Here is a 12,594-nt window from a genome sequence, read left to right as displayed (position 1 = left end):
AGCTGTACTTGAGTACGGTAAGGCGACGCTGACGTGGTTTGAAGAGATTTTCGAAGAGTATTAAATACTTTTTCCAGGTAATAGGGTAACTGGTAAGAAGTAGCCTGTTGTCGCAACTTCCTTACCTTCGATCTTCTGCAAGAGAAGATCAACAGTGAGGCAGGCAATCTCTTGCAAAGGTTGCTTAATTGTTGTCAAATGAGGGTAGTAGTTCTCGATAAAATAGGTCCCATCGTAGCCGATGACTTTGAGCTCTTCAGGAACAGAAATGCCTAGTTCTTGAGCAATTTTAATGACCAGAATAGCTGTCAAATCATCTGAAGCAAAAATGGCATCTGGTTTTTGACGAGTCAAGATATTCTTGATTTCCATTTCTTTTCTGACGGGAGAAAAGTCACTGGAAATATTGATAATAGGCGCTTTTGGGAGTACGGATGCAAAACCAGCGTGGCGCAGTCCGGTTGGCGAATTGGAATTGTCATTCCCTGTAATCATGATGATAGACTGGGCGCCTGTCTTAACCAAGGTCTGGGCAGCAAGAACCCCACCAGCGTAGTTGTCAGAGGAAACGACAGGGATGTCTGGAGATAGGTTTCGGTCGAAGGAAATAATCGGCGCTGTCACGCGATTGTAGTCTTCAATTCCCAAGTTGTGACTACCCGAAATGATGCCGTCCACCTGATTGGCTTCCAACATTTCGATGTATTCGCGTTCCTTTTCAGAATCGTGCTCACTGTTGCAGATGATGGTCTTATAACCATTTTTGAAGAGTTGGTGCTCCAGCTTATCAATCAATTCTGCATAGAAAACATTGGAAATATTGGGGAAAATCAAGCCGATTAACTTAGCTGATTTTCCTTGCAGACTACGAGCCAGGTTGTTGGGTTTATAGCCCAATTCTCGCATGGCTTCATTGACCTTTTGAATGGTTTTCTCAGATAGATAACCTTTTTTATTGATAACCCGAGAAACGGTAGTAGGGCTGACGCCTGCAAGTTTGGCGACATCAGTTAGTTTTGCGACCATAATCTAATTCATAGTAAGTTCCAGTTGGGTTTCCAGATTTGATGAGGATACCATTTTGGTCCGCATGTGGGAAGACACGACCAGAAAATACTTTTTCTCCTTTATTGATGAAAATTTCAAAGACAGAGTTATCAATGAAAATTGTAGCAGTAGTAGCCTGATTATCGATAGGGCAAGAGCGAGTTGTCCCAAATTCTTGGGCATACTGTTCACCAGCCTGGCTACGATCTACTGTCACTTGACCATTTGCAAGGTCAAAGTTGATGGAAAGTCCCTTGCCTTCTTTATCAGCAAGTAAGACAATCTCGCTCTGGCTATTAGGTTCCAAGTTGAGTTCAAGTTCGTAGCTGTTATTGGTTTGGGGACGGTTTGAGAAGGCTTCTTCAGAAGCACGAAGGTCCTTGATAGTCGCGACTGGGTATTGGTAGAGTTTGCCATCTTTGATAGTTAGTTCTTTGACCAAAGAGAAGGTTCCTTGGTGGTCAAAACGGTCAGATGGGTAAGAAACATCTGGCAAACCAAGCCAGCTAACAGCTAGAGCACGTCCATCAGGAGCGTTGAATGCTTGGGTTGCATAGGCTTCAAAACCAAAATCCATATTTTGGAGTTGAGACACATCTACCATTTTGGCATTTTCAGGGTCAAAGGAAGCCCCAATTTTATACATATTTGGATAGATATTATCGTAGTCTAGAACATCTTTATCCAATCCTTGTGGGCAGTAGAGAAGGACAGGTTGCTCTCCTACAAAGACCAGATTTGGGCATTCCATCATGTAGGCAGTGCGGTCGTTAGCAAAGTCAAGGTCGCCAACAGCTTGCCAGTTTGTATAGTCGTTGTCAACAGCCTTGTAGAGACGAACGAAGCCTTTTTTCTCCAAATCCTGTCCTCCGACGATAGCATAATATTGACCTTTAAAATTAAAAATTTGCGGATCGCGGAAGTGGTCTGTAGAGTCTGCTGGCTGGTCGATTAAGATCTTGTCAATCTTCGTAATATTGCCATCCTTATCCATCAAAGCCCCGATCTGGTATGGGTGACGAATCCAGTTTTCATCACGGACATTTCCTGTATAGAATAGGAACAAGTTATCGCTAAATTGCATAGCAGAACCAGAGTAGGCACCGTGGCTATCTAATGGAGTATCAGGCAAAACTTTGACACCAGTTTCTGTGAAGTGAACCAAGTCCTCACTTTCCAATTGCACCCAAGATTTCAAACCGTGGGCTGCACCGAAAGGAAAGTTCTGATAAAAAATAATCCACTTTCCATCAAAGTAAGAAAAGCCATTTGGGTCGTTTAGGAGTCCTGTTTTTGGCTCAACATGGTAATGAGTATGCCATGGAGATTGTGCCATATTTTCCTTAATATTCTTAATTTCTTCTTGCGTCCAGTCTTGATAAAGTCTGTAACGACGCTCAGTAGTCCATTCCATTCATTCATTCCTCCAAAAATCTTATCACATTTAATAGTAACCGTTTTCGATAAAAAATGCAAGCCTTTTATGTTAAAAAAGAGAAAAAACTGTTAAACGTTTATCATAAATTTAAAGCAGGAAATTAATCAACTTTTCAAGAAAATATGAAAGATAATGAAACAAAAGCCTTTTAACTAAGATTTCAAACTTGTTTTTTAAGGAATTCCTGCTAAAACAGTCAAAATCAATCAATCTAAAGCGAGCTTACTAAGTGGATAGAATATTTTTTCTGCAAAACGCTTGACATATTTCTAAAACATGATAAAATAATAGTCGTAAGGGCGGATAAAATCGCTTTCAAACAAGAACAAAATTTTATATAAGGAGATTTTTGCAAATGAACAATCAGGAAATTGCAAAAAAAGTCATCGATGCCTTGGGCGGACGTGAAAATGTCAACAGTGTTGCCCACTGTGCGACTCGTCTTCGTGTCATGGTCAAAGATGAAGGAAAAATCAATAAAGAAGTGATTGAAAACTTGGAAAAAGTTCAAGGTGCTTTCTTTAACTCAGGTCAATACCAAATCATCTTTGGTACAGGTACAGTTAACAAAATGTACGATGAAGTTGTTGCACTTGGTTTGCCAACATCATCTAAAGATGACATGAAAGCAGAAGCTGCTAAACAAGGGAACTGGTTCCAACGTGCTATCCGTACTTTCGGTGACGTTTTCGTTCCAATCATCCCAGTTATCGTAGCGACAGGTCTCTTTATGGGTGTGCGTGGTCTCTTGACTGCTCTTGGAATGACACTTCCAGCTGATGTGACAACTTACACTCAAATCTTGACAGATACAGCCTTTATCATCTTGCCAGGTTTGGTTGTGTGGTCAACCTTCCGTGTATTCGGTGGAAATCCAGCCGTTGGTATCGTTCTTGGTATGATGCTTGTTTCTGGCTCACTTCCAAACGCTTGGGCAGTCGCTTCAGGTGGTGAAGTAACAGCTATGAACTTCTTTGGTTTCATCCCTGTTGTTGGTTTGCAAGGTTCCGTTCTTCCAGCCTTCATCATCGGGGTTGTCGGAGCTAAATTTGAAAAAGCTGTCCGCAAGGTTGTTCCAGATGTGATTGACCTCTTAGTAACGCCATTCGTGACACTTTTGGTTATGTCTATCCTTGGACTCTTTGTCATCGGACCAGTCTTCCACGTCGTTGAAAACTACATCCTTATCGCTACAAAAGCGATCCTCAGCTTGCCATTTGGTCTTGGTGGTTTCTTGATCGGTGGGGTTCACCAATTGATCGTCGTATCAGGTGTGCACCACATCTTCAACTTGCTTGAAATTCAATTGCTTGCTGCTGACCATGCTAACCCATTCAACGCTATCATCACAGCTGCTATGACAGCTCAAGGTGCTGCGACTGTTGCGGTTGGTGTTAAAACTAAAAATCCAAAACTAAAAACACTTGCTTTCCCAGCTGCTCTTTCTGCCTTCCTCGGTATTACAGAGCCTGCTATTTTCGGGGTGAACTTGCGCTTCCGTAAGCCATTCTTCCTTTCATTGATTGCTGGTGCAATCGGTGGTGGATTGGCTTCTATCCTTGGACTTGCTGGTACTGGTAATGGTATCACCATCATCCCTGGTACAATGCTTTACATCGGTAACGGACAACTTGCACAATACCTTCTTATGGTAGCTGTATCATTCGTTCTTGGTTTCGCTCTTACTTATATGTTTGGTTATGAGGATGAAAAAGAAGTTGCTACTGAAGTAGAGACAGAACGTTTGGTTCAAGAAGAAACAACTGGTAACATTCCAGCAGCTCTTCAAAATGAAACACTTGTAACTCCTATTGTCGGTGATGTTGTAGCTCTTGCTGATGTCAATGACCCAGTCTTCTCAAGCGGAGCTATGGGCCAAGGTATCGCTGTGAAACCAAGTCAAGGTGTAGTATATGCACCAGCTGATGCTGAAGTCTCAATTGCCTTTCCAACAGGACACGCTTTTGGTTTGAAAACAACTGATGGTGCTGAAGTTTTGATCCACGTTGGTATCGACACTGTAACAATGAACGGTGAAGGTTTTGAAGCAAAAGTTGCCCAAGGTGATAAGGTTAAAGCTGGCGATGTTCTTGGAACATTTGACTCAAACAAAATCGCTGCAGCTGGACTTGATGATACAACAATGGTTATCGTTACAAATACAGCTGACTACGCTTCAGTAGCTCCAGTCGCAACAGGTTCAGTTGCTAAGGGGGATGCTGTTATTGAAGTGAAAATCTAATACTCTTCGAAAATCAAATTCAAACCATGTCAGCTTCGCCTTGCCGTAGATATATGTAACTGACTTTGTCAGTCTTATCTACAACCTCAAAGCATTGCTTTGAGCAACCTTCGGCTAGCTTCCTAGTTTGCTCTTTGATTTTCATTGAGTACAATATTCCCTCTCAAAATGAAAACGAACAAATGACATGTTTGTTCGTTTTTGCTTGAATGGTAAGATTTACAGAGGAAAATCTAAAAAATAGAGAAATTTAGCCTTTCGAAATATGCTATAATAAAGAAAATAAAAACAAGAGGTTTATCATGACAAAATTATATGGAAGCTTGGAAGCGGGCGGTACAAAGTTTGTCTGTGCTGTCGGTGATGAAAACTTTAACGTTGTAGAAAAAACACAATTTCCAACGACAACTCCAATCGAAACAATCGATAAAACCATCGAGTTCTTCTCAAAATTCGATAACCTTGCTGGTCTTGCAGTTGGTTCATTTGGTCCGATTGATATTGATAAAAACTCAAAAACTTATGGCTTTATCACGACGACTCCAAAACCAAACTGGGCAAATGTGGACTTGCTTGGTGCCCTTCGTCGCGCCCTCAACGTGCCAATGTACTTCACTACAGACGTAAACAGCTCTGCTTATGGTGAAGTGGTTGCCCGTAACAATGCTGGTGGCCGTATCGAAAACTTGGTTTACTACACAATCGGTACAGGTATCGGTGCAGGTGTTATCCAACGTGGTGAGTTTATCGGTGGTGTGGGTCACCCTGAAATGGGTCATTATTATGTTGCTAGACACCCAATGGATATTGAAAAAGAGTTTAAGGGTGTTTGTCCTTTCCATAAGGGATGTCTGGAAGGCTATGCAGCTGGTCCAAGTTTGGAAGCTCGTACAGGTGTACGTGGGGAAAATATTGAACTCAATAACCCTGTTTGGGATGTTCAAGCCTACTATATCGCTCAAGCTGCGGTTAATGCGACAGTGACTTTCCGTCCAGACGTGATTGTCTTTGGTGGAGGGGTCATGGCTCAACAACACATGCTGGACCGTGTCCGTGAGAAATTTACATCTCTTCTTAATGGCTACCTACCAGTTCCAGATGTGCGTGAATACATCGTCACTCCAGCAGTCGCAGGAAATGGTTCTGCTACTCTTGGAAACTTTGTTCTTGCAAAAGAAGTTTCAAAATAAAGCACAAAATCCGCTTGGGAAACCAAACGGATTTTTTACATGTCAAAGCATTTGCCAGAAAAAGTCGATAATATAGGTCAGACCGTAGGTATAAACCACGAGAGTAAAGGGCTTGGTCAGAATGATGATAGTCATATAGCGCTTGAAGCTCATCTTGGTCAGGGCAGCCAGCATACAGAGAAAGTCAGCTGGACTAATGGGCCAAATCATCATAAAAATAAAGAAACGGTCAAAACGATTACCCTTATCCAACCAACCGATGTACTTGTCATAGGTGCGCTTGCTGACGACAGACTGGACAAAGGCAGCCCCATAGAGGCGCACCAGATAAAAGATAATGGCACAGCCAATCACGATGCCGATATAGTTGTAGATAGTCCCGATGATGTGCCCGTATATAAAGACTCCAGCCACCGAGGTCAAGGCCCCTGGGATGATAGGGACGACCGTTTGTAAAATCTGTAAAAAGATAAAGAGAGGTGGCCCCCAGATACCTGCCTGCTGGATAAAGGCAGAGAGGGTTTCTTTAGACTGTAAAATCCCAGCCTGATAAGCCCAAATACAGAAAAGCAAACTCCCAACTCCACCTACAATCGATGAGATATTGATAACTTGCTGTAAAAGGGGAGAAACTGCTTTCATTTGTTTATCCTGTGACATGTAAACTCCTCATAGATAGTATAACTCTACTATACCATATTTTGGAGGAGAAAGGGGGAATGAGTCTTTTTGCTATGGGAAGAGTGATGGAATTTGAGGCTAAACATGCTATAATAGACCTAGTATAAAATTTTGGAAATTTCAGGATATGAATAGTTCAAATGAAACGTAAGGAAGGTTTGCGATGGCAAGACGAAAAGATTTTTCTGAATTAACAAGAGTACAAATCCCAGCAGCTCTGCATTTGATGCGAATGGGTTATACCTATCTTTCTCGTAATAGTAAAGAAATTGAAGAAAGAGATCCAGATACCAATATTCTTGTATCTGTTTTTAAAGAGCAATTTTTAACGTTTAATAACTATTTAACAGATGAAGATTTTGAGAGAGAATTGGCCAATATCAAGCTGGAACTGGATCAAAATGATTTAGGGCGCTCCTTCTTTAAAAGGATACAGGGACAAGAAGGTGCTGTTTATATCGATTGGGAAAATCCTGAAGCCAACATCTTCCATCTGGCGCTTGAAGTCACTTGTCAAAATGGGCAAGATGAATTTCGCCCGGATATAGTTGTGTTTATCAATGGACTTCCCCTTTCTTATATCGAAGTTAAACAACCCAATGCTATCCGTGATGGAAAGACAGGGATTCAGTCAGAACAGGACAGAACCAGATACCGTTTTGAAAATCGTAAGTTCCGTCGTTTTAACAATATTACTCAATTGATAGCTCTATCAGATAATTTACCTTATATCAGTGGCCAAGGTCAACAAAAACAGGGTTCTTACTACGGTTCAAATGCCTATTCAAAAACCAAGTTTAATGCTTTCAAGGAAGAAAGAGAAGTAGATTTTCTGAATTCAATTGTACCTTTAAGAGATGAACAAATTGATTTCGTACTTGAGGATGTGAAGCGTTTTGCTCTCAAATCTCAACCAGAATTTACAACAAATTTACAGCCCGAGACTCCTTGCAATACTTTTCTATCATCTTTGTATCAAAAAGAACGCCTGCTTTTCATGCTTCGCTTTGGGCTGGTCTATGTAGAAGAAGAAAGCAAGGGAGGTCAGATGCAATTGCAGAAGCATGTTATGCGCTATCCGCAGTATTTTGCAACTCGTGCTATCGAAGAGACTATCGCAAGAGGTATCAAGAAGGGCGTTATCTGGCATACACAGGGCTCAGGTAAGACGGCCTTAGCTTTCTTTAATATCCGCTATCTGACCAATTATTTCTCAAAACAGGGCATTGTCCCTCAGTTTTACTTTGTTGTTGATCGCTTGGATTTGGCAGACCAAGCCTTTAAGGAATTTACCAAAAGAGGTCTAAAAGTTAAGCGCATCAACAATCCTCGAGAACTCAATCAAAAACAAGATGGTTATGATGTCGCTGTTGTCAATATTCAGAAGTTCAAAGATGATTCAGACCTGACCGACCGCTCTGGCTATGATCTCAATCGTCAAAATATTTACTTTATCGATGAAGCTCATCGCTCTTATAACGAACGAGGTTCCTACCTGCCAAATCTATACCAAGCCGATACTAATGCGATCAAGATTGCATTGACTGGGACCCCCTTGATTACCTATAAGAAAGATGGTAAGACCAAGGAAAGCCATGCGACTACACGTGATATTTTTGGGGATTATATTCATAAATACTACTACAACCAGTCTATAGATGATGGTTTTACCTTGCGTTTGATGCGAGAAGATATTGAGACGTCCTATAAAGATAATCTCAGAGCCATAAATGAAGAAATCCAACGTGGGGATTTATCAAAAGAAGATATCTTTGCTCATCCGCACTATGTGGAACCTATGCTTGATTTTATTCTGGAGGACTTTAATCGTGCGCGTGATCTGGTTTTTGATGACCAGACTATTGGTGGTATGATTGTCTGTGATTCGTCCAAGCAGGCGCGTGAGCTTGAAAAACAGTTAGAAGAACGACGAAAGGCTGGAACAACCAACTTGACCTCTGCTCTCATCCTCCATGATGAGGGAGACAAGGAAGAGAAAAAGGAAAAGGTGGATGCCTATAAAGAAGGTAAGATTGACCTCATTATCGTCTATTCGATGCTCCTGACAGGTTTTGATGCGCCTCGCCTCAAGCGTCTCTATCTAGGTCGCAAGATTAAGGCTCATAACCTTCTCCAGACTTTGACTCGTGTGAATCGTCCTTACAAGGACTATCTCTTTGGCTATGTAGTTGATTTTGCGGATATTTCTAAAGAATTTGACAAGACTAATCGTGCTTATTTGGAAGAACTCAATCAAGAATATGATACGATCCTGACTGGGGAAAATGGAGAGGATGTGTTTGGGTCGCTCTTTGTGCCAGCAGAGGAAATTTCTCAGGAACTAAGCAAGACAGAGCGCATCCTCATGGACTATCCAACCTCTAATCTAGAGTTCTTTTCTCAATCAATTGATGATATCAAGGATAGAAAGCAACTAAATGAACTACGAAAAGCCTTAGAATCGGTTAAGCAGTACTATAATATCGCCCGCTTACTCGGTTATGACCATTTGATTAAGCAGATTGATATTGCTCAGATTGCAACTCTGCTCAATGTCATCTCAAGACGTTTGCTGACCTTGTCCCTGATAGATAAGCCAGATGACTTTTCTAGTCGCACTCTTTTAAATCTTGCCATGTCTGAGACCAGTTTTAGTTTTGTCAAGATTGCGGAGGAAGAACTCCGTCTAGCAGCCAATGACCTAGAAAATTTGAAGCGTCGAGTTGCTGGAGGCATCATAAAACAGCGTGATGAGAAAGATCCTGAGTGGGTTTTTCTCTACGAAGAATTCCAGCGCATCATGAAAAAACACTTAATATATGGACAAGAAGGCTACACTATGGAAAACATCAAAGAAATTCAAAAAGAGTATGAAGACCTCTTTAGGTCAGTGGAAAATCATCGTACTCATATGAGACGTTTGACAATGAATTTTGGCGGAGATGAAATGGCGGCACGTTCCTATAAACACGTGACCAACTCGACTATGGTAAGCGAGTACCCAGCAGTTTATCATGTCATTAAAGATTCTAAAGTTGCACTGGACCACAAAATCGGTCAAAATCAAGGAGTGCTTGATAATGAGGACTTCTTCAAAAAAATGATTCGAGAAGTCGCTCGAATTGCAATGAAAACCAACCAATCTGCAAGTGATTTGACAAGACAGGTTTTTAACGATATCGTCGAGTCGCTATTTGAAGGATATGAAGAGGAATACCAACACTAATGAATGAAACATATAAAGTTCAAGTCCAAGACTTGGTAGATGATTTGAAAGCAGTCTTTACCCATGCGGGCCTAGGAGGGGAAGCGGGTGAATACAAACTCCTTACCCAGTCCTTCCTCTACAAATTTTTAAATGATAAGTTTTTATATCAGGCAAAGTGCCTAGATGAAGTTAATACTTATGAGCACTTATTGACTTTGAGTGAAGATGACTATGACTGGCTCTTGGAGGATATCGGTACAAGTACGGCTTGGCTCAAGCCTGATCAGTTAATCGAAACCCTTCACCGTCAGCAAAATGAAGCGACTTTCTACGAGAGTTTTGAAAATACCCTCAACCAGATCGCTATTGACAATAACGATATCTTCTCAGTGCATACGGACGGAGATACGGCTATTCGTCTCTTTGACGAGCGTTTGATTACAGATACCATCTCAGATAGCAGTAAGCGTAACGAAGTGGCAAAAGCTATCATCAATCTCCTTGCACGCGTCAAGTTTGATGAGAGCATTTTTTCACAAGGCTTTGACTTTTTTTCTACTCTCTTTGAGTACATGATCAAGGACTACAACAAAGACGGAGGTGGCAAGTATGCCGAGTACTACACGCCTCACTCTGTGGCTAAGATTATTGCAGATATTCTGGTGGGGAATGACCAACCATCAAACGTGCGAATCTATGACCCGTCAGCTGGTTCGGGAACCTTACTGATGAACCTGGCTAGTCGTATCGGTGTCGATAAGACTACTGTCTACAGTCAGGATATCTCGCAAAAATCATCCAACCTCCTTCGTCTCAATCTGATCTTGAATGGACTACAGCATTCCATTCATAATATCGTACAGGGGAATACCATTATCGCTAATCGCCATCCTGAGAAGATGGACTATATCGTGTCAAACCCTCCTTTCAAGCTGGACTTTTCAGAGTGGCGTGACCGAGTGGAAAGTTTGCCAGAAGCCAGTGAACGTTTCTTTGCAGGTGTGCCAAAGGTTCCAGCTAAGTCTAAGGATAAGATGGCGATTTACGAGCTCTTTGTTCAGCATATCATCTATTCCTTGAAGCCAGATGGTCAAGCAGCCGTTGTCTTGCCGACAGGATTTATCACTGCCCAGTCAGGGATTGACAAGGCCATCCGTCAACACTTGGTGGATCATCAAATGCTGGCAGGTGTTGTCTCTATGCCGTCTAATATCTTTGCGACGACAGGTACCAATGTCTCCATCCTCTTTATCGATAAGAAAAACAAGGGCGATGTCGTCCTTATCGATGCCTCAAACCTCGGAACTAAGGTCAAGGAAGGCAAGAACCAAAAGACCGTTCTTTCTCCTGAAGAAGAGCAGAAGATTGTCGAGACCTTTATCAAGAAAGAAGCCGTCGAGGACTTTTCTGTCACTGCCTCTTATGAGGAAATCAAGGAGAAAAACTACTCTCTTAGCGCAGGCCAATACTTTGACATCAAGATCGACTATGTAGATATCACAGCAGAAGAGTTTGAAGCTAAGTTGACCGCCTTTCAAAATAGACTCTCAGATCTATTCCAGCAATCGCATGCATTGGAGCAGGAGATTGAAGGGCAGATGAAGGGGTTGAAGTATGAGTGAGAAGCTAAGTGATGTTGTAACTATAATTAGTGGAGGTACTCCAAAAACAAGTGTAAAAGAATATTGGGATGGAGATATTGATTGGTTAGCAGTTGCAGACTTTAATACTTCAAATCGCTATGTTAGTACTGCTTCTAAGAAAATCACGGAGTTAGGATTAAATAATAGCAACACAAAGATGTTAGAGAAAGGCGATTTAATTATATCAGCTAGGGGAACTGTTGGAGCTATTGCACAGTTAACCAAACCTATGGCCTTTAATCAATCATGTTTTGGATTAAGAGGTAAGAAAAATAAGTTAGAAACAGATTATTTATATTATTGGCTTAAAAATTATGTGGATATTTTACTTAACAAAAGTCAAGGCAGTGTGTTTAATACTATAAATTTATCCACATTTGATGATATCAAAATTGACTTACCTAATATTGAAAATCAGAGATCAATTTCTAATTTCCTAACTTTACTTGATAATAAAATCCAAATCAACAACCAAATCAACCAAGAGTTGGAAGCCATGGCTAAGACCCTCTATGACTACTGGTTTGTGCAGTTTGATTTCCCAGACCAGAATGGCAAACCCTACAAATCATCAGGCGGAAAGATGGTCTATCACCCAGAACTCAAACGCGAAATCCCAGAGGGATGGGGAGTGGAGAAGTTGAAGTATTTTCTCACAATTAAAAATGGTAAAGATCATAAGCACTTGCAAGATGGTAAGTTTGCTGTATATGGTTCAGGTGGGATTATGAGAACAGTTGCAGACTATTTGTATTCAGGAGAATCAATTCTCTTTCCAAGAAAAGGTACATTAAATAATGTAATGTACGTAAATGAGGAATTTTGGACTGTAGATACGATGTTTTATTCAGAAGTTAATAAAAATAATTCTGCACTGTATGTATTCTATTCAGTAAAAGATATTGATTTTAATAAATTAAATACAGGAACGGGAGTCCCGAGTATGACTTCTTCAATTTTATATGATTTAAATATAATTGTTCCTGAAGAAAATATTTTAGAAAAATTCAATACGATAGTTAAACAAAACTATGAAACAATCAAATTAAATAATATTCAAAACCAAGAACTTAACCAACTTCGCGATTGGCTCTTGCCAATGCTGATGAATGGACAGGTTATAATCTAATGTTTAGGAGATAATG

General features: G+C 40.9%; 8 protein-coding genes. 5 read left to right on the top strand and 3 right to left on the bottom strand.

Annotated elements, in window-relative coordinates; genetic code table 11:
- Positions 1-60: 60 nt before the first annotated feature.
- Together SM12261_RS07340 and SM12261_RS07335 are read right to left on the bottom strand one after the other, a co-directional pair.
- Complete coding sequence (locus tag SM12261_RS07340; protein ID WP_000225997.1) at positions 61-1,026, bottom strand: LacI family DNA-binding transcriptional regulator; 966 nt, start codon at positions 1,024-1,026, stop codon at positions 61-63.
- Entirely contained in the window at positions 1,007-2,461 is a 1,455-nt protein-coding gene (locus SM12261_RS07335) for a sucrose-6-phosphate hydrolase (protein WP_000455280.1), read from the bottom strand. The genes SM12261_RS07340 and SM12261_RS07335 overlap by 20 nt, the downstream gene beginning before the upstream one ends.
- Before the next feature lie 379 nt (positions 2,462-2,840).
- On the opposite strand from SM12261_RS07335, the gene SM12261_RS07320 reads away from it, so the two are divergent.
- Together SM12261_RS07320 and scrK are read left to right on the top strand one after the other, a co-directional pair.
- Positions 2,841-4,727, top strand: coding sequence for a sucrose-specific PTS transporter subunit IIBC (locus tag SM12261_RS07320; RefSeq protein WP_001064579.1), 1,887 nt, complete (start codon positions 2,841-2,843; stop codon positions 4,725-4,727).
- A 302-nt stretch (positions 4,728-5,029) separates the two neighbouring features.
- Positions 5,030-5,917, top strand: a complete 888-nt coding sequence (scrK, locus tag SM12261_RS07310) for a fructokinase ScrK (RefSeq protein WP_000164311.1) — start codon at positions 5,030-5,032, stop codon at positions 5,915-5,917.
- 42 nt (positions 5,918-5,959) lie between these two features.
- On the opposite strand, the gene SM12261_RS07305 is transcribed toward scrK, so the two are convergent.
- A complete protein-coding gene (locus tag SM12261_RS07305; RefSeq protein WP_000076171.1) occupies positions 5,960-6,577 on the bottom strand; it encodes a TVP38/TMEM64 family protein in 618 nt (205 codons plus the stop codon).
- 184 nt (positions 6,578-6,761) lie between these two features.
- Between SM12261_RS07305 and SM12261_RS07300 the strand changes: the two genes are divergently transcribed.
- From SM12261_RS07300 to SM12261_RS07290, 3 genes are read left to right on the top strand one after another with little or no spacing between them, the layout of a single operon-like run.
- A complete protein-coding gene (locus tag SM12261_RS07300; protein ID WP_000113945.1) occupies positions 6,762-9,824 on the top strand; it encodes a type I restriction endonuclease in 3,063 nt (1,020 codons plus the stop codon).
- Positions 9,824-11,428 carry an HsdM family class I SAM-dependent methyltransferase gene (locus SM12261_RS07295; protein ID WP_001006413.1) on the top strand — a complete coding sequence of 535 codons (1,605 nt, stop codon included), beginning with the start codon at positions 9,824-9,826 and terminating at the stop codon, positions 11,426-11,428. Before SM12261_RS07300 ends, SM12261_RS07295 begins: the two co-directional genes overlap by 1 nt.
- The gene (locus SM12261_RS07290) at positions 11,421-12,578 is read left to right on the top strand and encodes a restriction endonuclease subunit S (protein WP_001291280.1); all 1,158 of its coding nucleotides are present in this window, start codon (positions 11,421-11,423) and stop codon (positions 12,576-12,578) included. The genes SM12261_RS07295 and SM12261_RS07290 overlap by 8 nt, the downstream gene beginning before the upstream one ends.
- Positions 12,579-12,594 lie beyond the last annotated feature (16 nt).

The organism is Streptococcus mitis NCTC 12261 (assembly GCF_000148585.2).
GTDB lineage: Bacteria > Bacillota > Bacilli > Lactobacillales > Streptococcaceae > Streptococcus > Streptococcus mitis.
This window is presented reverse-complemented; position numbering and strand designations above follow the sequence as displayed.

Coding starts and splice junctions, on each gene's coding strand:
- SM12261_RS07290 (WP_001291280.1), top strand. CDS start 11,421: ATGAGTGAGAAGCTAAGTGATGTTGTAACTATAATTAGTGGAGGTACT.
- scrK (WP_000164311.1), top strand. CDS start 5,030: ATGACAAAATTATATGGAAGCTTGGAAGCGGGCGGTACAAAGTTTGTC.
- SM12261_RS07305 (WP_000076171.1), bottom strand. CDS start 6,577: ATGTCACAGGATAAACAAATGAAAGCAGTTTCTCCCCTTTTACAGCAA.
- SM12261_RS07300 (WP_000113945.1), top strand. CDS start 6,762: ATGGCAAGACGAAAAGATTTTTCTGAATTAACAAGAGTACAAATCCCA.
- SM12261_RS07320 (WP_001064579.1), top strand. CDS start 2,841: ATGAACAATCAGGAAATTGCAAAAAAAGTCATCGATGCCTTGGGCGGA.
- SM12261_RS07340 (WP_000225997.1), bottom strand. CDS start 1,026: ATGGTCGCAAAACTAACTGATGTCGCCAAACTTGCAGGCGTCAGCCCT.
- SM12261_RS07335 (WP_000455280.1), bottom strand. CDS start 2,461: ATGGAATGGACTACTGAGCGTCGTTACAGACTTTATCAAGACTGGACG.
- SM12261_RS07295 (WP_001006413.1), top strand. CDS start 9,824: ATGAATGAAACATATAAAGTTCAAGTCCAAGACTTGGTAGATGATTTG.